This is a genomic window from Bradyrhizobium sp. Pha-3 (assembly GCF_042258615.1).
Taxonomy (GTDB): domain Bacteria; phylum Pseudomonadota; class Alphaproteobacteria; order Rhizobiales; family Xanthobacteraceae; genus Bradyrhizobium.
This window is the reverse complement of the sequence record NZ_CP170152.1, coordinates 5,425,663-5,446,363: the sequence shown is the minus strand read 5'-3', so window position 1 is coordinate 5,446,363 and position 20,701 is coordinate 5,425,663. Positions and strand designations below refer to the sequence as shown.

Genomic DNA, 20,701 nt, shown 5'->3' with positions numbered 1-20,701 from the left:
AGGAGCCACCGAATGCGGCCAGTCTGGGGCGGTAGCCGGTGTGGGAACCACGAATTCGGCTGCGGCCGTGCCATAGCAGAAATCCATGCGTGAAGCGACAGCGAGAGACCGTGTGAGCAGCCTTTTGACAGCGTCCGGCCGGAGCGATGTTCCGCCGTTCATGGTGATGGACGTGATGGCGGCCGCGGCGCGAATCGAGGCCGCCGGCGGCCATGTCATCCACATGGAGGTGGGGCAGCCCGCCGAGGGCGCGCCGAAGCCGGCGATTGCGGCCGCGCAGGCCGCGCTTGCCGGCGGGCGGATCGACTACACTTCCGCGCTCGGCATTCCCTCGCTGCGCGCGCGCATCGCCCGGCATTACCGCGACACGTATGGCTGCGCGGTCGATGCGGAGCGCATCATCGTCACCACGGGCTCGTCGGGCGGGTTCATCCTGGCATTTCTTGCCATGTTCGAGCCGGGCGACCGGGTCGCCGTCACCGTGCCGGGCTATCCGCCTTACCGACACATCCTGACCGCGCTCGGCTGCGAGCCCGTGCTGATCGAGACCTCCGGCGATACCCGCCATGCGCTGACCGGGGAGGCGCTGCTGGCCGCCCATCGCAAGGCGCCGCTGAAGGGCGTGCTGGTCGGCAGCCCTGCGAACCCGACCGGCACGATGATGTCGCGTGAGGCGCTGTCGAACCTGATGGCCGCCGCCGACAGCGCGGGCATCCGCTTCATCTCCGATGAGATCTATCACGGCCTCGACTACGCGTTCCCTGCGGTGACGGCGGCGGAGCTGTCGCCGAACGCGCTCGTGATCAACTCGTTCTCGAAGTACTTCTGCATGACCGGTTGGCGCGTCGGCTGGATGGTGGTGCCCGACGTGCTGGTGCGGCCGATCGAGCGGCTGCAGCAGAACCTGTCGATCTCGGTGCCGACCTTGTCGCAGATCGCCGCTGAGGCGGCGTTCGAGGGCCGCGAGGAAATGGAAGCGATCAAGCGTGGCTATCAGGAGAACCGCCGCATCCTGATCGAGGGCCTGCCCAAGGCCGGGCTGACCAAGTTCCTGCCGGCCGACGGCGCGTTCTATCTCTATGCCGACGTCTCCGACTTCACCGCCGACAGTTTCGCCTTCGCCAGCGAGATGCTCGAGAAGGCGCATGTCGCGGCGACCCCGGGCGTCGATTTCGATCCGATCCACGGCCGCGCCTTCATCCGATTTTCCTATGCGCGTTCGGCGGCGGAGATGCAGGAAGCAGTTGCGCGGATCGCGCATTGGCTTAAATAGCCCGCAAACTTCAAGAGCCCTCCGTCTTGTCGGTTAGTTCGGTTTCGCAAGCGCTCACTCCGGTTTCGGCGGAGGGGCGCGCGACAGATCGCCGCGGGTAAACGGGAGGGCCCGCACAGTTCCATTTGACTTGAACGGCCAAGTTGATCTTGGCTATTTCCGCCATTTCTGAGGGGGAGTGACACATGGCAACGGCAACCGTTGCCACGGCTTCACCGGCGTCCGCCGGTGGCAAGCCGTGGTACAAGATTCTCTATGTCCAGGTTCTGATCGCGATCGTGCTCGGCGCCCTGGTTGGCGCGTTCTGGCCGTCGCTTGCCACCAACGAGTGGATCAAGGCGCTCGGCGACGGCTTCATCAAGCTGATCAAGATGGTGATCGCGCCGATCATCTTCTGCACCGTGGTGTCGGGCATTGCCCATATCCAGGATGCCAAAAAGGTCGGCCGCATCGGCGTCAAGGCGCTGGTCTATTTCGAGGTCGTCTCGACCTTCGCGCTGGTGATCGGCTTGCTCATCGGCAACATCGTCAAGCCGGGCGCGGGCTTCGGCAATGCGGCGGCCAACGCGCAGGCGGTTGCCGGCTATGCCAAGCAGGCGGAGGCGCAGAAGAGCGTCGACTTCGTGCTGCACATCATTCCGGACACCGTCGTCGGCGCCTTCGCGCAGGGCGAGATTCTGCAGGTGCTGCTGTTCTCGGTGCTGTTCGGCTTTGCAATCATGGGCCTCGGCGAGCGCGGCCACACCATCCGCTCGTTCATCGACGACGCCGCGCATGCGGTGTTCGGCGTGATCTCGATCGTGATGCGGGCGGCGCCGATCGGTGCGTTCGGCGCGATGGCCTTCACCATCGGCAAGTTCGGCACCGGCGCGATCCTCAATCTGATGGGGCTGATCGCGACGTTCTATCTGACCGCCGCGCTGTTCGTCTTCGTGGTGCTCGGCATCATCGCGCGGATCGCCGGGTTCTCGATCTTCAGGTTCCTGGCCTACATCAAGGACGAACTGTTGATCGTGCTCGGCACCTCGTCCTCCGAGAGCGCGCTGCCGTCATTGATGGAGAAGCTCGAACGTCTCGGCTGCTCGAAGTCGGTGGTCGGCCTCGTGGTGCCCACGGGCTATTCGTTCAACCTCGACGGCACCAACATCTACATGACGCTGGCGACGTTGTTCATCGCGCAGGCGCTGGGCTACGACCTCTCGTTCAGTCAGCAGCTCACGATCCTGGTGGTGGCGATGCTGACCTCGAAGGGCGCCTCCGGGATCACCGGCGCGGGCTTCATCACGCTGGCGGCAACGCTTGCGGTGGTCGATCCGCGGCTCGTGCCGGGCATGGCGATCGTGCTCGGCATCGACAAGTTCATGAGCGAGTGCCGCGCGCTGACCAATCTGTGCGGCAACGGCGTCGCCTGTGTGATCGTCGCCTGGTGGGAGGGCGAGCTCGACCGCGACAAGCTCAATGCCAATCTCGCCCGGCAGATCGACCCGACCGACCTGGAGACCGCACTGACGACGGACTAAAGCCTGATGGGATTAGGTTGAGCTCGAACGGCGTCGCAAGTTCACCTCTCCCTTGGGAGAGGTCGATTTGCGCAGCAAATCGGGTGAGGGGTTACGGTCTATCGAGAGAGCAAGAGCCCTCACCCGGATTGCACCGGACGATGCTTCGCATCGCCGAGAGCAACCCGACCTCTCCCCAACGGGGAGAGGTGAACCGAGACCGCGCCAAGCCGATTCAACCAAAACGCATCCCGCCTTAGCTCGACGTCAGAAGCGATCCAGCCGATACGGCGAGGTATCCACGGTGGATGCCTCGCCGTTCATCGTTTCGGCCAGCACCCGCGCCGTCGCCGGGCCGAGCGTGAAGCCCTGATGGCCGTGACCGAAATTCACCCACAGCCCGCGATGGCGCGGCGCCGGCCCGAGCACCGGCAGCATGTCGGTGGTGCAGGGGCGGGTGCCGAACCAGGGCTCGGGCTCGACGCGGCTGCCGATCTCGATAAACTCGCGTGCCGCCGCTTCGGCGTAACCAAGCTGGATCGGCGTCGCCGGCGCATCGGGACTGGTCAGCTCCGCGCCGGTCGTGATGCGGATCCCCTTGGCCATCGGCGCCATCGCATATCCATTCGCGGTGTCGACCAGCGGCAGGTCGAGCGAGCGGCCGCCCTGATAGTGCATATGGTAGCCGCGCTTGCGCACCAGCGGGATCCGGTAGCCGAACTTGCGCAGCAATTGCGGTGACCACGGCCCGAGCGTGACCACGACGTGGGCGGCATCGATCCGGCCGCCGGTGGTGTCGACCGACCAGCCGGTTGCGGTCTCCGTCAACGTCTGCGCGTCGCCGCGCAGCAGCGTGCCGCCGAGACGCTCGAACAATCCGGCATAGGCCGAGACAAGACCGCCGGGGTCCGACACAGTCCACGGCCCGAGCCAGTGAATGGCGCCGGGCAAGTCGTCGCGCAGCAATGGCTCGGCCCTGGCGAGTTCGCTGCCGTCAAGCACGCGAAACTGCACGCCGAAATCACGCTGGTTCTCTTCGGCGACTGCGATCGCCTGCTCCAGTGCCGCCGGGTCGCGATGCAGCAGGCGATAGCCGGCGCGGCGGATCAGATTGTCGGCGTGCGCATCGCGGATCAGCGTGTCGTGCTCTGCCGTGGCGTAGGCGATCAGGCGCGCCCAGGCGATGGTGGCTTCGCGGTGCCGCTCGGGCGTCGAGTTCCACCAATAACGCAGCAGCGGTCCGGCGTGCCGGGGCAACGATGCCAGGCGATAGCGCACGTCGTTGGTGCGTCCCATCGCGATCCTGGCGAGCGTGGCTGGATCGCGCGGCATCGGATAGGGCCGCACCGCCTCGCTCTGAATGATGCCGGCATTGCCGTAGCTGGTTTCGCGGCCCGGTTCCTTGCGATCGACGAGCGTCACCGACCAGCCGCGGCGTTGCAGGTGCAGCGCCGTGCTGACGCCCACCATGCCGCCGCCAAGAACGATCGCGCTTTGCATTGGGATCCGTCTCCGTCAGGCTCCGTCACGCCGGCGCCTGACGAACGGATGGCCTGTCCAATAAAAACGCCCGGCGTGAACCGGGCGTTTTGACTTCCAGGTGGCGCTAGTTGCCGCCGCCGCCGAAGCGGCGCGACCACCAGCCCTTGCGGGCCGGAGCCTCGGCCGTGGCGGCGTCCGGTGCGGGCTGCGGGGCAGCGGCCGCGGGTTCAGGGGCGGGGGTAGGTTCCTCCGCCGGGCTCTGAGCCAGCGCCGCGGCCTCGGGCTGCGGGCTCGACGCGAAGCTGACCTTTTCGCGCACCGTCGAGCGGCGCCGCTGCGCGCGGTCGCTTTCGGCCGTGTCCTCGGCAGCAGGTGCTGCAACGGGTTCGGGCTCGGGCGCCGCGATCGCCTCAACCGGCGCGGCCTCGATCGGCTGCCATTCCGTCGGCTGCGCAAACAGCTCGGGCTGCGCGAGCGAGGGAGCCGGTTCCGCGTCGTGGCTGTCGAAATCGGCGACCGCGTCGGTGGCTTCAGGTGCTGCCACCGGGCTCAGCTCATCGGAGATCGATCCGGCGAGACCGTCTTCCGGTCCGCCAGTGCCGCGCCGCCGGCGGCCGCCACGACGTCCGCGGCGCCGCGGGCGGCGATCGCCGTTGCCGGCCTGGTCGTCGCGGGCAGCGCCCTGGGCTTCGTCGCCTTCGTCCTCATCGCCTTCCGCTTCGCCCGCGGCAACCACCTCGGTGCCATCGGGCAGGACATGCATCAGATCGCCGTCCTCGCGCGGCTGCGTAGCGCCTTCGCGCGCTTCGCTGCCACCGCGGCCGCGGCGCCGGCGGCGGCGCTTGCGGCGCTGACCGTCGCCTTCGCCCTCAGCGGCGCCTGCTTCCTCGCCGGCCGCCCGGTCGTCGACGAGCCCTTCGGTCTCGTCGGTCTCGATCTCGGCCTCATATTCGAACAGCTCTTCCTCGTCATCCGGCTCATCGACCTGCGCCGGCGCAGCGGCAGCTTGCGCAGCAAGCAGCGCCTTGGCGGCTTCGAGCGTATGCACCTGCTCGCCGCGATCGATGATGTAGGATTGCTGGCCGTGCACCGTGGCGTCGGCGACGATCGACAGCGAGACGCGGAAGGAGTCCTCGAGGTCGCGCAGATGGCCGCGCTTGTGGTTGAGTACGTAGAGCGCGACGTCGGTGCGGGTGCGGACCACCAGATTGTGGGTCGCGCCCTTCATCAGGATTTCCTCGATGCCGCGCAGGAGCTGTAGCGCCACCGATGAGACGGAGCGGACGTGGCCGCTCCCGCCGCATTGCGGGCAGGGCTCGGTCGAGCTCTCCAGCACGCTGGCGCGGATGCGCTGCCGCGACATTTCCAAGAGGCCGAAATGCGAGATGCGGCCGACCTGGATCCGCGCACGGTCCTGGCGCAGGCAGTCGGACAGCTTGCGCTCGACCGCGCGGTTGTTGCGCTTCTCGTCCATGTCGATGAAGTCGATGACGATCAGGCCCGCGAGGTCACGCAAACGCAATTGACGCGCGACTTCTTCGGCGGCTTCCAAATTGGTCTTGAGCGCGGTGTCCTCGATATGGTGCTCGCGCGTGGCGCGTCCGGAGTTGACGTCGATCGAGACCAGCGCCTCGGTCTGGTTGATCACGATGTAGCCGCCGGAGCGCAATTGCACCGTCGGCGAGAACATCGCGTCGAGCTGGCTTTCGACGCCCATGCGCGAGAACAGCGGCTGGCCGTCGCGATATTGCTTCACCGCGCGCACATTGGCCGGCATCAGCATCTTCATGAAGTCGCGCGCTTCGCGGTAGCCGGCTTCGCCCGCCACCTGGATCTCGTCGATTTCCTTGTTGTAGAGGTCGCGCAGCGAGCGCTTGATCAGCGAGCCTTCCTCGTAGACCAGGGTCGGGGCTTGCGACTTCAAGGTCAGGTCGCGCACCGTCTCCCACATCCGGATCAGGTACTCGAAGTCGCGCTTGATCTCCGGCTTGCTGCGGGAGGCGCCGGCGGTGCGCAGGATGATCCCCATGCCCTCGGGCACGTCGAGGTCCTGCACCACTTCCTTCAGCCGCGAGCGGTCCTGGGCGGAGGTGATCTTGCGGCTGATGCCGCCGCCACGCGCGGTGTTGGGCATCAGCACGGCATAGCGGCCGGCGAGCGACAGATAGGTGGTCAGCGCGGCGCCCTTGTTGCCGCGCTCTTCCTTGACGACCTGCACCAGCATCACCTGCCGGCGCTTGATCACTTCCTGGATCTTGTACTGGCGACGGGGGCGGAACGCGCGCTCCGGAACCTCCTCGAGCACGTCGTCGCCGCCGACGGACTCGACGACATCCTCTTCCTCGCCTTCCTCGCCGTCATCCTCGTCATCGTCTTCGCCGGCATCGTCGCCATGCCGAGCCTCGAGCGCGGCTCCGTCCGCAAGCGTTGCGTAGTCGGCAACGGCGTGCTCATCGGCCGCGGCGTGAACGTCGTCGGCAACCCCATGCGGCGCGTCGTCGGCATGCGCGGTGTTTTCCGCGACCTGCTCCTCATGGGTCCGCTCGGGCTCATGATTGACCTCGGCGGTCTCGACGAATTCCGGCGCGGCTGACGCAACGGAGGCTTCGACCACCGCGACGACGGGGTCGGATGGGGCTTCGGCGGCCGCTGCCTCGCTCGCTACGGGGGCGTGGTCGTGATCGTGCACATGATCGTGGTCATGGTGGTCATGAGCGTGATCATCGTGGCCATGATCGTCGTGACCATGGTCATGGTGATGCCCATGCCCATGATCGTGGTGATGCTCATGGTCGTCATGATGCGCATGATCATGCGCCTCATGCTCGTGCCCTTCATAGGCGACCACGCCGTGCTCGTGATGCCCGGCATCATGTTCATGATGCTCGGCATCGACTGGATGTTCGTGAGCCTCGGCTGCCGGCAGCGCCTGCGCGTCGGCGGCACCCTCGATCACCTCGCTCTGGACACGGTCGCCATGGCCGCGGCGGCGGGCATTGCGATGGCGCGACCGGCGGCGATGGCCGCGGTTCTCGTGCTCTTCCTCGGCCTCGCGATGGGCGCGCTCGTCGGCCTCGATCAGCGCCTGACGGTCGGCGACCGGGATCTGATAGTAGTCGGGATGGATTTCGCTGAAGGCCAGGAAGCCGTGACGGTTGCCGCCATACTCGATGAAGGCAGCCTGCAGCGACGGCTCTACGCGCGTGACCTTGGCGAGGTAAATGTTGCCGCGCAGTTGTTTGCGCTGGGCGGTCTCGAAATCAAACTCTTCGACGCGATTGCCACGGACCACGACGACCCGGGTCTCTTCCGGGTGGGTGGCATCGATCAACATCTTGTTGGGCATTTTGGAGCTCTTGACGGCGGCGGGCGCGGATCATGGCGCGCGCAAACTGCGCCGCCCGGTGACGCGACGGTCCACCTGATTCGGGGGTGAGGGGAAGGCCAAAACGCGTCTCGCGGCGCAGCGCCGGACGGGAACCCACCGGGGTGATGCGACGTGCGAAGTTTTCACCTCGCGTCAGCGCGAGCATTCGGGGGATCCTGGTCGGCAATGCAGTCTGGCGCATTAAGCGTCGGCCCGTCTAAACATGTTGGCGGCGAAAATTACCGCCGTATCTTTTGCTGAAGGCCCCGCCTGGCGCCGAAGCGCCTGCCGGCCATCGCATATCGAGGCCCCAAGGGGCCGGATAATCGGTTACGCCGTGTCTCAAACCGTCCCTCTGGCGAGGGAGTGTGTCTGGGACCGGACGCCGCTCGGGCTTGAATCCGCCACTCCGTGTCAGCCGCGCGCGGCGCTGGCTGGGGAGGGACCGGAAAAACACGGCGGGATCTTCGACTTGGAAGGTTCCACCGCTGCACCAAGAGGCTGAACGCGACACAACCGGGAGTACTAGCCGTCAGCACTCCGTACATACGTGGATTGCCCGCCGCGTGCAAGGGAAGCGTCACGCCGCCGCAACACTCGGCTCTTTTCGTCCGCGCGTCATTAGGGTGCGATTAACCGTGTGGTTCTAATGCGGTAAGAAGCAGCTGGGAGGCTCCGAATCGGGTGGAGAACCGCGCAAAACACCTTGTTTTCCTGGGATGCGGGCTGTTGTGCGCTGCAGCATTGGCGCTTGCCGTGGCCAGCGCTCCGAGCGCGGCCGAGGGACCACCGGACGGCCAGCCAGCGCCGGCGGCCAGTGCTCCGGATTTCCCGGTCGCATCCGGCGCCAGGCTTGCCGGCGACGACAAGCAGACCCGATTCATCCTCGATCTCGACCGCAAGATCGAGTTTCGCGCCTTCCCGTTGGCCGACCCCTACCGTGTCGTGGTCGATATCCCGCAGGTCAATTTCCAGCTCGCTGCAGGCACCGGCTCGGCGGCGCGGGGATTGGTGAAGGCGTTCCGCTATGGCCTCGTGATGCCCGGCGGCTCCCGGATCGTGTTCGACATGACCGGCCCGGTGAAGATCGCCAATTCCTACGTGCTCGATGCCGCCAACGGCCAGCCGCCGCGGCTGGTGCTGGATTTCGAGCAGGTCGATCGCACCAGCTTTGTACAGTCGCTCGCGCCGGAGAGCCGGCCCGAATTGAAGCCCGCGATCTCCGAAGGCAACACGGCGAGCATCCCCGCCGTCACCACGGCGGCATTGCCACCGGTTGCGACCACCGACTCGCGCCCGCTGATCGTGATCGATCCAGGTCACGGCGGCATCGACAACGGCACCCAGTCCGGCGACCAGACCGAGAAGAACCTGGTGCTGGGCTTTGGCCTTGCCCTGCGCGACCGGATCGAGAAGTCGGGCAAATATAGGGTGGTCATGACCCGGTCCGACGACACCTTCATCCCGCTCAACGACCGGGTGAAGATCGCCCGCTCGCAATCTGCGGCGCTGTTTGTCTCGATCCACGCCGATGCCTTGCCGCGCCGCGAGGGCGACGCGCAGGGCGCCACGATCTACACGGTGTCGGACAAGGCTTCCGACGCCGAGGCCGAGCGGCTGGCGGAAGCGGAAAACAAGGCCGACGCGATCGCCGGCGTGAACCTGACCGACGAGCCGACCGAGGTCGCCGACATCCTGATCGACCTCGCGCAGCGCGAGACCAAGACGTTCTCCAACCGCTTCGCCCGTCTCCTGATGGACGAGATGAAGACCACGGTGCGGATGCACAAGCATCCACTGAAATCGGCCGGCTTCCGGGTGCTGAAGGCGCCCGACGTGCCGTCCGTTCTGGTGGAAATCGGCTACGTCTCCAACAAGGGCGACCTCGAGCATCTGGTCTCCGAGAACTGGCGCAACAAGGCCGTCGGATCGATGGTCCAGGCGATCGACACGTTCTTCGCCAAACGGCTGGCAACCGCCGGACCGGCAAAGTGAAATTGGCCGGCTGAAAAGCCGGGGGCCGTTGCGCGGAAGCCCTAGTTTGGCCACAGCGGCGACGCTATAGACAAAGGACCGCAGGTCCGCAGAATCGACCATATTGTCCGGCGGCTCTTGTATATATTCGCGTGCGCAAGGCGGCTCGCTGGGCCAAAGCTTCGATGTAAAGGCCGGCCTCGCTATGTGAGCCTTCGTTGTGTGAGGCTTCGTTATGTGAGGCTTCGCACTTTTGGACAGGCGCTTCTGACGATTGAGCGCCGGAGGGTAGGAACGGAACGTCGATAATGCGCCTGCTCGTGCGGTTCATGGGTTTCTTGTTCGCCGCCGGAACCGTCGTGTTCCTGGTCGGTGTCGCCGCCGTCGCCGGCGCCATCTGGCATTTCTCCAAGGATCTGCCCGACTACTCGCAGCTTCAGGACTACGAGCCGCCGGTGATGACCCGCGTGCATGCCGCCGACGGCGCGCTGCTCGGCGAATACTCCAAGGAGCGCCGGCTTTATCTGCCGATCCAGGCAGTGCCGAAGCTCGTGATCAACGCGTTCCTCGCTGCCGAAGACAAGAACTTCTACGAGCACGGCGGCATCGACTATCAGGGCATGGCGCGCGCTGCGATCGTCTACGCGCAGAACTACGGCTCCAACCGCCGCCCGCAGGGGGCCTCGACCATCACCCAGCAGGTCGCGAAGAACTTCCTGCTGACGAACGAAGTCTCGTTCGCGCGCAAGATCAAGGAAGCCTTGCTGGCGATGCGCATCGAGCGCGCCTATTCCAAGGACCGCATCCTCGAGCTCTATCTGAACGAGATCTATCTCGGGCTCGGCGCTTACGGCATCGCGGCCGCCTCGCTGGTCTACTTCGACAAGTCGGTCAACGAGCTGACGATCGCGGAAGCGTCCTATCTCGCCTCGCTGCCGAAGGCGCCGGCCGCGCTGCATCCGGTCCGCAACCGTGACCGCGCCATCGAGCGCCGCAACTATGTGATCGATCGCCTGCTGGAGAACGGCTGGATCAAGCAGGCCGACGCCGACAAGGCGCGCAAGGACCCGCTCAATGTCACCAGCCGCTCGAACGGCGCGCACATCTTCGCCGGCGAATATTTCGCCGAGGAAGTCCGCCGCGACATCTTCGAGCGCTACGGCGAGAAGAAACTCTATGAGGGCGGTCTGTCGGTCCGTACCACGCTGGATCCCAAGATCCAGGTGATGGCGCGCAAGACCATGGTCGCAGGTCTCGTCAATTACGACGAGGCGCAGGGCTGGCGCGGGGCGCTGCACAAGCTCGACGTGTCCGGCGACTGGGGCGTCAAGCTTGCCGACGTCAAATCGCTCTCCGACGTCTCGCCATGGCGGATGGCGGTCGTGCTGGAGACCAGCGATCAGTCGGCACGGATCGGCTTCCAGCCGGGCCGCGAACTCGGCGGCGCGGTGAGCAAGGAGCGGCAGACCGGCATCATCACGATCGACGGCGTGCGCTGGGCCAAGAGCAAGGGCAAGGCGCCGACGGCGGTCTCGCAGGTGCTGCAGCCCGGCGACGTGATCTATGCCGACCCGCTGGTGACCAAGGAAGGCACTGCGGTTGAGGGCCAGTATCGCCTGCGGCAATTGCCTGAAGTGTCGGGCGCCATGGTGGCGATGGATCCGTGGACCGGCCGCGTGCTCGCGATGGTCGGCGGCTTCTCGTTCGACCAGAGCCAGTTCAACCGCGCGACGCAGGCCTACCGGCAGCCCGGATCGTCGTTCAAGCCGATCGTGTATTCGTCGGCACTGGACAACGGCTATACGCCGTCGACCACCGTGATCGACGCGCCGATCGAGATCGATCAGGGGCAGGGCGCAGGCGTGTGGCGTCCGGAGAACTATTCGACCGGCAAATATTACGGCCCGACCACGCTGCGCAACGCGCTGCAGCGCTCGCTCAACACCGTGACGGTGCGGCTTGCGCAGGACATCGGCATGCCGCTGGTCGGCGAGTATGCAAAACGCTTCGGCGTCTATGACGAGCTGCCGAACTATCTGTCGTATGCGCTGGGTGCCGGTGAAACGACCGTCATGCGCATGGTCACGGCGTACTCGATGTTCGCCAATGGCGGCCGTCGCGTGAAGCCGACGCTGATCGATCGCATCCAGGACCGCTACGGCCATACCATCTTCAAGCACGACACCCGCGAATGCCGCGGCTGCGACGCGCCCGGGGGCTGGAAGAGCCAGCCGGAGCCGCAGCTCGTCGACCGCCGCGAGCAGGTGCTCGATCCGATGACGGCCTACCAGATCACCGAGATGATGGAAGGCGTGGTCCAGCGCGGCACCGCGACCGTCGTGAGGGAGGTCGGCAAGCCGATCGCCGGCAAGACCGGTACAACGAATGACGAGAAGGACGTCTGGTTCGTCGGCTTCTCGCCGGATCTCGCAGTCGGCGTCTACATGGGCTACGACAAGCCACGCAATCTCGGCCGCACCGCCACCGGCGGTCACGTCGCGGCGCCGATCGCCCGCGACTTCCTCAAGCTCGCGCTCGCCGACAAGCCGCCGACCCCGTTCAAGGTTCCGGCCGGCATCAAGCTGATCCGCGTCGACGCCAAGACCGGCATGCGGGCCGGCCCGGGCGATGGCGGCAACACCATCCTCGAAGCCTTCAAGCCGGGCACCGCGCCGCCGGACAACTACTCGGTGATCGGTGTCGCCGATGCCGATGGCCGCGGCCCTGCACCCGGTCCGCAGCCGTCGCAGAGTGGTGGGCAGCCGGACGGCGGCTTCTTCATGCGGCCGGGAACCGGGGGGCTGTACTAGAGCGTTTTCAAGCGAAGTGGATGCCGGTTCGCGTGAAGAAAACGCGTCAAAACAAAAACCTAGAGCCCCGTTCCGATCCAATCGGAACGGAAATGGCTCTAGCGGCTGGCCGATCCAAATCGCCGGGATAGCGCGGCCAAGCCGATTGCGCTTTGCCGCGCCGGTCGCTACATCCCCGGCAAGCTTTTTCACCAACACCTGAAAGACCATGCGCGCGGAAATCGAACGCCTTGTTGAAGAGATCAAGCAGTCAGTCGGGCTGCTGAGGAGGCATCTTTGACGTCGAACAATCGACGGCACGCCTCGCTGAGCTGAACAAGCTCGCTGAAGATCCCAATCTCTGGAACGATCCCCAGAAGGCCCAGCGGCTGATGCAGGAGCGCACCTCGCTGGAGGACGCGCTCTCGGGCATCGGCAAGGTCGAGCGCGAGCTCGAGGATAATATCGGCATGATCGAGCTCGGCGAGGCCGAGAACGATGCGGCCGTGGTCGCCGAGGCCGAGAAGGCGCTCAAGGACCTCAAGAAGGAGGTCGCGCGGCGCGAGCTGGAAGCGCTGCTTTCAGGCGAGGCCGACAAGTTCGATTCCTATCTCGAAGTCCATGCCGGCGCCGGCGGCACCGAGAGCCAGGACTGGGCGCAGATGCTGCTGCGCATGTACACGCGCTGGGCGGAGAAGCACGGCTTCAAGATCGAGTTCCTCGAGGAGTCGCAGGGTGAAGAGGCTGGCATCAAGTCCGCCACCATCCAGATCTCCGGCCACAATGCCTATGGCTGGCTGAAGACCGAGGCCGGCGTGCATCGCCTGGTGCGCATCTCGCCGTTCGATTCCAACGCGCGGCGGCACACGTCGTTTTCGTCGGTGCAGATTTTCCCCGTGATCGACGACTCGATCAAGATCGAGATCAAGGAGGCCGATGTCCGCACCGACACGATGCGGTCGGGCGGCGCCGGCGGTCAGCACGTCAACAAGACCGAGTCCGCGGTGCGCCTGACGCACATTCCGACCGGCATCGCGGTGGTCTGCCAGGCCGGCCGCTCCCAGCACAAGAACCGGGCGCAGGCCTGGGACATGCTGCGCGCGCGGCTTTATGAGATGGAGCTGAAGAAGCGCGAGGAGCAGGCTGCTGCCGATCAGGCCGCAAAGACCGAGATCGGCTGGGGTCACCAGATCCGTTCTTACGTCTTGCAGCCCTACCAGATGGTGAAGGATTTGCGCACCGGCGTGCAGACCTCCGACACCTCGGGGGTGCTCGACGGCGACCTCGATGAATTCATGGCGGCGACCTTGGCGCAGCGTGCCTTCGGCACCGGGCCCGGCTCCGTCGAGGATGTGGATTAGCTCATGCCGCGCGTCGCTTTCATCGGATTGGGACGCATGGGCCACGGCATGGCCGGCCGCTATCTCGATGCCGGCTTCACCGTCGCGGTGTGGAACCGGAGCAAGGCCAAGGCCGAGGATTTGATCGCGCGCGGCGCGCTCTGGGCGACTTCGCCGGAGGATGCCGCGATCGATGCCGATGCCGTCGTGACCATGGTCGCCGACGATGAGGCATCGCGCGCGGTCTGGCTGACCCGGGACGGCGCCGCCGCCACCATGAAGGCCGGCACGCTCGCGATCGAATGCTCCACGGTTTCGTATCAGCACACGCTGGATATGGCGCGCGAGCTGCGCACCCGCGGTCTGATCTACATCGATTGTCCCGTTACCGGGCTGCCGGAGGCGGCAGCTAGCGGCAAGCTGACGCTGCTGGTCGGGGCTGATCCGGCCGATCTCGAACGGGCGCAGCCGTTCCTCGCCCCGATCGGCAGCACGATCCGACATTTCGGTGCGGTCGGCACCGGCACCGTGTTCAAGCTGATCAACAATCTGATCGGTGCAGTGCAGATCGCAAGCCTCGCCGAGGGCGTTGCGATCGCCGAGCAGGCCGGCCTCGACATGCAATTGGTGGCCGAGGCGCTCGCGACCGGCGCAGTCGCGAGTCCGCAGGTGATCCGCCACTCGAGGCGGATGATCGACCGCAACTTCTCCGGCGCGTCGTTCACGGCGGCGCTGCGCCACAAGGATGCCGACTACGCCGTGCGGCTTGCCGAGACGCTGCTGCCCGGCGTGCCCGTGAGCCGCGCCGCGCTCACCGCCTACGACAAGGCCAAGGCGCATGCGCCCGACGCCGACGAAGGCCAGATGATCGAGATCGTGTCGCGACCGAAATAGGCGGAGCCGCCATTCGCGGAAATCGGGTGGCCAGCGCCGCCGCGCCCGGCTAGGCATCTGCGCCAGCGCAGTTGAGTGCCCGCCATGCCTTCCGCCGACAACAGGATCGATCGCCGCGACTGGGGACTGCTTCTATTTCTGTCGGTGCTGTGGGGCGGCTCGTTCTTCTTCAATGGCGTCATCCTGCGCGAGTTGCCGCCGCTGACCTTGGTGCTGCTGCGCGTCGTGCTCGGCGCGCTCATCCTGCTGCCGCTGCTGCGGGCCCGGAAGATCGAATTCCCGCGTGGCCTGGCCGGCTGGGCGCCGTTCGCCGCGATGGGGCTGTTCAACAACGCGCTGCCGTTCTCGCTGATCGTGTTCGGGCAGACCTATGTTCCGAGCGGGCTGGCCTCGATCCTCAATGCGACGACGCCGCTGTTTGCGGTGGTCGTGATGGCGGCGGCCGGCGAGGAGCGGCTGCAGGCGCGCCGCGTAGCGGGCGTGGTGGTCGGGCTGATCGGGGTCGCGATCCTGCATGGTGATGCGCTCGGCTTCGAGAGCAGGCAGGGCATCGGCATCCTGCTGTGCCTCGCCGGCGCCTTCAGCTACGGGATCGCGGCGCTGGTCGGGCGGCGGCTGCCGCAGCGCGTGCCGGCGCTGGGCACGGCGACGTTCCAGATGATGGCCTCCAGCGTCATGATGGCGGTCGTCGCCGGTGTGGCCGAGCGACCCTGGCTGTTGCCGATGCCGCATCCGGTGACGTGGCTCGCCGTGCTCGGGCTCGCGGCGCTGTCGACGGCGCTGGCCTATATCGTGTTCTTTCAGATCCTGCAGCGCTCCGGCGCGACCAATGTGATGCTGGTGACGCTGCTGCTTCCGGTCACCGCGATGCTGCTCGGATATCTCGTGCTCGGCGAGCCGGTCGCGCCGCGCGAGGTGATCGGCGCGCTCGTGATCGCCAGCGCGCTGCTCCTGATCGACGGGCGCGTCTTGACCTGGTTCAGCCGCGCGCCTGCTTCCACGCCGCATACCAGCCGGTGAAGCGGCCGCTGTCGCGCTCGCCGCCGTGCCAGGCGGCGTAAGCGGTGCCGTCGTCGGCGACCAGCACCACGGCATCGAGCCCCCTGGAGCGGCGCAGCGTGTCCATCGCCTGCGCCGGCGTCTGCGCGATCGGGCCCGCGACATTGAACGAGGTGTTGACCGACATCTCGACGCCGATATGGCGGCCGAGCGCCTTCAGATAGGCGTAGGTGAGGGGATCGTCGGCCTCGCGCACGATCTGGATGCGGCCGGTGCCGTCGGCATGCACCACGGCGGGAATCTTCTCGCGGGCCGCCGGCTTCGAATGCGCCGTGAGCACCATGTAGTTGTAGGCGTTGTAGTCGGCGTCGGATGCGCCGTCTTCCAGCTCGAAATAGTCGCGTGCCGCCTGCAGCGTCGCCATCGGCGCCAGCGGCCGGATCGCCTCGCGATACTTGACGCGCTCGTTGAGCCGTTCGCGGACTTCAGGATCGCAGGGGTTGGCGAGGATCGAGCGATGGCCGAGCGCCCGCGGTCCGGTCTCGGCCGCGCCCTGATAGATCGCGATCACGCCGCCTTGCGCCACCATGCTGGCCATCAGATCGGCGATCGCATCGCGCCCTTCGGATGTCGCGACATTGCCGATCTCGGTCGAGGCGACGTCGTCGGCGCGCAGCGCCGCGGTGATGTCGGCGTTCGAGGGCGGCAGGCCGCAATAGAATGCGTGCGACAGCGGCGCACCGCGCGCAGCGCCCGCCATGTGCGCGAACAGCCAGGCCGCACCGATCGGCACGCCGGGATCGCCGGGCACCGGCGGCACCCACATGTGCAGCCGGGTCTTGCGCTGCTGCACGCGTTCGAACCACGCCTCGTCGAAATGCTCCAGCAGCCGCATGTTGCCGAGCGCGTTCAGCGCCACACCGCCGGTCAGCACCAGGCGGTCGGTACCGGTGATGCGGAGGAGATGATCGATGACATGGATCATCGCGTCCTCGAGCACCAATTGCGTTGCCGCGGCCCTGTCGACGCGGTCCTTGGTGTCGGGACGGTGATGGATGTCTTCGACGCGCAGCACGGCATCGGGATTCCACAGCTGGTCGGGCCGCAGCGGCGGGCCGAGAATATCGATCAACGGCTGATGATAGGGATTGTCGGCGGGATCGGCATACCAATTGGCCATCGCGCGATTGAGCTGCACGCTGCCGTTGGGCCCGAGCTGCAGCACCGCCTTCAGGCGCTGGTAATAGGGATTGGTGGCGCGGTTCATGTCGCCCCAGGCGGCGGCGCCCATGTAGCGGCCCTCGCTGGAGAGCCAGGTCCAGCCGCCTTGGCTCGACGAGATCACTGTGTAGAAAGCACCGAGCGAGTCGAACAGGCTCTCATTGCAATAGAGCTGCTTCATCTCGCCGTTCTCGGCAACATAAAGCGAGATCGAGCCGACGTCGCCGGTGCCGTCGAGCACCGCAATCGCAACACGCTCGCCCGTGTCGGCGAAGGGCGAGGCCGTGAACGAGTACCAGGCATGATTGTCGTGATGCGGCATGCAGATCAGCGGCAGCTGTTCTCCGAGCCCGTACATGTTGCCGAGCTTGCGCGAGATGCGCCGCACCTGGTCCATGTGCCGCAGCTTGATCGCGGGCGCGACCGGCGCGCGCAGCAATTTGAAGCTGGCCGGCGCTTCCTCGAACGAGGTGCGGATCAGCATCGCCATCAGCGCCGGATAGTCCCACGTCGTGACGAAGGCCGCGATGTCGCCGATGTCGCGGCCCATCCGCTGCAGCACCTGGCGCATGTCGTCGAGCGCGTGTTGCGGAAACTCGTTGGTGTGTTTGTTTCCGGAAAAGCGCTCTTCCTCGTTGTTGACGATCAGGCGCGGTCCGTCCTTCTGTGTGACCTCGACCAGTGCAACGCCGGTGTTGTGCGTGCCCGGGCAGGCGAGGCCGGCGATGTAGACGGTCTCGCCGCGCTGCAGCTTCTCGCGGATCGATGCGATCGTGCGTTGCGCGAACTCGCCATTGACCTTGTGCAGGCCACGCTTCGCCAGCGCGGGTTCGCTGAGGCGGCGCGTGATCTCATAGCCCACGGCCGCAATACGCGGATGCCGCGGACCGGTACGAATGTCCGGTTTACGCAATCAGAACGCCTCGACTCGTGATCCCCAGATCGACTTTCATCATAAATAGCGCCAGGCAACAATGCCGTTTCGCCCAACGGAAAAACCCGGCGCTTGCCAGCACATGCGTCTCTTGCGAGACTTGCCGCCAAAACCAACGACAAAAATCGGGGAGAAAACGATGCCGGCTCGTTCTGGATATATTGGCGCGATCGCGGCCTTCGCAAGTGCCGCACTGATCGCGACCTCGGCCACAGCACAGAAGAAATACGATCCCGGCGCAAGTGATGGCGAAATCAAGATCGGCAACATCATGCCGTATAGCGGCCCGGCGTCGTCCTACGGCGTGATCGGCAAGACCGAGGCTGCGTTCTTCAAGATGATCAACGAGCAGGGCGGCATCAATGGCCGCAAGATCAGCTTCATCAGCTACGACGATGCCTATTCGCCGCCGAAGGCGATCGAGCAGGCGCGCAAGCTGGTCGAGAGCGACGAGGTGCTGCTGATCTTCCAGGCACTGGGCACGCCGTCGAATTCGGCAATCATGAAGTACATGAATGCCAAGAAAGTGCCGCAATTGTTCGTTGCGTCCGGCGGCACGAAATTCGGCGACCCCAAGAACTTCCCCTGGACGATGGGCTTTCAGCCCAACTACCAGAGCGAGGGTCGCATCTATGCGAAATACATTCGCGACAAATTCCCCGACAGCAAGATCGCGGTGTTCTGGCAGAATGACGACGCCGGCAAGGATCAGTTCAAGGGCCTGAAGGACGGGCTCGGCGACAAAGCGGGCATGATCATCGCCGACAAGTCCTACGAGGTCTCCGATCCCTCGATCGATTCGCAGATCGTCGCGCTGCACGATTCCGGCGCCGACATCTTCTTCTCCTGGGCGGCGCCGAAGGGATCGGCGCAGGCGATCCGCAAAGTGGGCGAGCTCGGTTGGAAGCCGAAGTTCTTCCTCGCCAACACCGCGACCACGGTCGCCTCGGTGCTGAAGCCGGCGGGGCTCGAATATGCCAAGGGCATCATCTCGACCCAATACCTGAAGGATCCGACCGACCCAACCTGGGACAAGGACCCCGCGGTCGTGCAGTGGCGCGGCTTCATGGACAAATACTATCCTGAGGGGGACAAGGCCAATTTCAACAACGTCTATGGCTATGTGCAGTCTGAGGCCATGGTGCAGGTGCTGAAGCAATGCGGCGACAATCTCACCCGCGAGAACGTCATGAAGCAGGCGGCCAATTTGAAGGACTTCCACTCCGACCTGATGCTGCCGGGCATCATGGTCAACACCTCGCCCGACGACTATTACCCGATCGAGCAGATGCAGTTGATGCGGTTCAACGGCGAAGCGTGGGAGCTGTTCGGCGACGTCATCACGGGAGAGGTCGGGCACGACGCGACGCGATAGGTGGTTGGTGGTCATGAAGGCGTTGCCGGTGCAGCAAACACTGCCGTCGTCTTGGCGAAAGCCAGGACCCATAATCATCGCATATGATTGTGAGAGGGATTGGGGCCGCAGCGTCGCGCAGCAATGACCATTTGGGGCAATGGGTCCTGGCTTTCGCCAGGACGACGATGGGGATGGCTGCGCTCCACTCATCCTACGATTTCGAGCTGCCCGTCGGGGTTTTTCGCACCTCTCGCATCATCCCGGGTGTGCCGCGGTGGTGCTAGCCAGGATATTCTCGGGCCGGCGGGCGCGCAGCGTCATGCCGCCGGCGACGCCGACGCCGATCACATACATCCAGCCCTCGTGAAAATCGGACAGATGCGAGTTCAGCAGCGAGCTCGTGATGTTCTGCACGACGACGGCGAGGCCGATCCAGTTCACGAGATCGCGGCCGGCGAACAGGCGGACATGGCTGATCCACATCGCGTAAAGCAGCAGGATGCCGATCAGCCCCCACTGGATCGCGACATTGAAGGTCTGGTTGTGCGGGTTGTTGATCACCTCGGCGTCCAGGCCGGTTTGTCCTGTCGCATCCAGCGTAAACATGTGCTTGATCGCGCCGGTGCCGTGGCCGAGCAGCGGCGCCTCGGTGATGAATTTCACCGACTTCCGCCAATAGGTCAGGCGCTGCGCGGTGGAGGCGATCCCGGACGTATCGTGCGCGCGATACTCGATACCGACGTCGGCGATGCGTTGACGAAGATAGGGTGACGTCGTCCACACCAGCAGGCTCGCCAGCGCGACACCGGCGAACAGCAGCCGCGTGGCGCGCCGGGACAAATGCAGCGAAGCGAACAGGATCAACAGCACCGGCATGGTGACCAGCGCGGTCCGCGCCGAGACGACGTAGAGCATGTTGACGACGAACAGCAGCATGAGCGCGATGGCGCCGGCTGCGATGCGCCATTGCCGCTCCCGCAGCGCGGTCAGCGCCGGCAGCGCCAGCGCAAAGGCGCACAGCGCGAACCCCTGGCTCTGGTCGAGGTAGTTCTTGACCGGCACACCGTCGGACGCAGTGTGCGCGAGCTTGAGCTGCGGCAGCGCCAGCACGATCCAGGACAGGATCATCAGCAGCGTGCACGACACCAGGAAAGCTAAGAACCCCCAAAACCCGCGCTGCGAGCGCTGGAAGTAGCCGAGCAGGAACGGCAGCAGCAGCAGCTTGCCGAGCGGCTTGATGCCTTGCAACCGTTCGGCCCAGCCCGCCTCCGACCATGCCACGCCGATCACGGCCAGCGCGACCAGCGCGAGCGGCAATGCAAAGGCCGGCTGCGCGAGGTCGAGAATGAACTGCTCCCAGTCGATGGTCGGGATCACGGCGACGAGCCACAGCAGAATGAAGACGGCAAGCGCCGTCGTCGACCATGGCAGCGAGGCCGCAGCGAGCACGATCAGGACGTCTGTCGTCCGGGCATAGGCGGCCGAGCCTGACCAGGCACGGACGCGGTCGCGCCATCGTAGTGCAGGCTTGACGGCGCCGCCGAACGCGTGGAACTCGGTGGTCATGACCGG

The 20,701-nt window shown here is 65.7% G+C and carries 12 protein-coding genes; 8 read left to right on the top strand and 4 right to left on the bottom strand.

From position 1 onward, the window contains the following. The first annotated feature begins 85 nt into the window (after positions 1 to 85). Positions 86 to 1,273, top strand: a complete 1,188-nt coding sequence (locus ACE10Z_RS25905) for a pyridoxal phosphate-dependent aminotransferase (protein WP_375783291.1) — start codon at positions 86 to 88, stop codon at positions 1,271 to 1,273. Between the two features lie 185 nt (positions 1,274 to 1,458). Next, positions 1,459 to 2,793 (top strand): dicarboxylate/amino acid:cation symporter, encoded by a 1,335-nt coding sequence (locus ACE10Z_RS25900; RefSeq protein ID WP_375783290.1) that lies wholly within the window; start codon positions 1,459 to 1,461, stop codon positions 2,791 to 2,793. Positions 2,794 to 3,039: 246 nt separating this feature from the next. Here the strand turns inward: ACE10Z_RS25900 and ACE10Z_RS25895 are convergent, their stop codons facing one another. Next, a complete protein-coding gene (locus ACE10Z_RS25895) occupies positions 3,040 to 4,272 on the bottom strand; it encodes an NAD(P)/FAD-dependent oxidoreductase (protein ID WP_375783289.1) in 1,233 nt (410 codons plus the stop codon). Positions 4,273 to 4,378: 106 nt separating this feature from the next. Then, positions 4,379 to 7,600, bottom strand: coding sequence for an Rne/Rng family ribonuclease (locus tag ACE10Z_RS25890; protein ID WP_375783288.1), 3,222 nt, complete (start codon positions 7,598 to 7,600; stop codon positions 4,379 to 4,381). Positions 7,601 to 8,305: 705 nt separating this feature from the next. On the opposite strand from ACE10Z_RS25890, the gene ACE10Z_RS25885 reads away from it, so the two are divergent. The 5 genes from ACE10Z_RS25885 to ACE10Z_RS25865 all read left to right on the top strand — a co-directional run bounded on the left by ACE10Z_RS25885 (position 8,306) and on the right by ACE10Z_RS25865 (position 15,638). Then, positions 8,306 to 9,616 (top strand): N-acetylmuramoyl-L-alanine amidase, encoded by a 1,311-nt coding sequence (locus ACE10Z_RS25885; protein ID WP_375783287.1) that lies wholly within the window; start codon positions 8,306 to 8,308, stop codon positions 9,614 to 9,616. Positions 9,617 to 9,903: 287 nt separating this feature from the next. After that, entirely contained in the window at positions 9,904 to 12,405 is a 2,502-nt protein-coding gene (locus tag ACE10Z_RS25880; protein ID WP_375783286.1) for a penicillin-binding protein 1A, read from the top strand. A 208-nt stretch (positions 12,406 to 12,613) separates the two neighbouring features. Further along, positions 12,614 to 13,745, top strand: a protein-coding gene (gene prfB, locus ACE10Z_RS25875) for a peptide chain release factor 2 (protein ID WP_143046567.1) whose coding sequence is annotated in 2 segments (ribosomal slippage) — positions 12,614 to 12,682 and positions 12,684 to 13,745 — 1,131 coding nt in all. Because the reading frame shifts where the segments join, the coding sequence is not laid out codon by codon here. Between the two features lie 3 nt (positions 13,746 to 13,748). Then, the gene (locus tag ACE10Z_RS25870) at positions 13,749 to 14,618 is read left to right on the top strand and encodes an NAD(P)-dependent oxidoreductase (protein ID WP_375783285.1); all 870 of its coding nucleotides are present in this window, start codon (positions 13,749 to 13,751) and stop codon (positions 14,616 to 14,618) included. 84 nt (positions 14,619 to 14,702) lie between these two features. Beyond that, entirely contained in the window at positions 14,703 to 15,638 is a 936-nt protein-coding gene (locus ACE10Z_RS25865) for a DMT family transporter (protein WP_375783284.1), read from the top strand. On the opposite strand, the gene ACE10Z_RS25860 is transcribed toward ACE10Z_RS25865, so the two are convergent. Next, positions 15,598 to 17,751 carry a carbamoyltransferase C-terminal domain-containing protein gene (locus tag ACE10Z_RS25860; RefSeq protein WP_375783283.1) on the bottom strand — a complete coding sequence of 718 codons (2,154 nt, stop codon included), beginning with the start codon at positions 17,749 to 17,751 and terminating at the stop codon, positions 15,598 to 15,600. The two genes, ACE10Z_RS25865 and ACE10Z_RS25860, sit on opposite strands and share 41 nt — an antisense overlap. A gap of 160 nt (positions 17,752 to 17,911) precedes the next feature. On the opposite strand from ACE10Z_RS25860, the gene ACE10Z_RS25855 reads away from it, so the two are divergent. Next, on the top strand, positions 17,912 to 19,147 hold the full coding sequence (locus ACE10Z_RS25855) for an ABC transporter substrate-binding protein (protein ID WP_375783282.1): 1,236 nt from the start codon (positions 17,912 to 17,914) through the stop codon (positions 19,145 to 19,147). A gap of 237 nt (positions 19,148 to 19,384) precedes the next feature. On the opposite strand, the gene ACE10Z_RS25850 is transcribed toward ACE10Z_RS25855, so the two are convergent. Continuing rightward, positions 19,385 to 20,695: an O-antigen ligase family protein gene (locus ACE10Z_RS25850; protein WP_375783281.1), complete on the bottom strand. Its 1,311-nt coding sequence runs from the start codon at positions 20,693 to 20,695 to the stop codon at positions 19,385 to 19,387. Between the last annotated feature and the right edge of the window lie 6 nt (positions 20,696 to 20,701).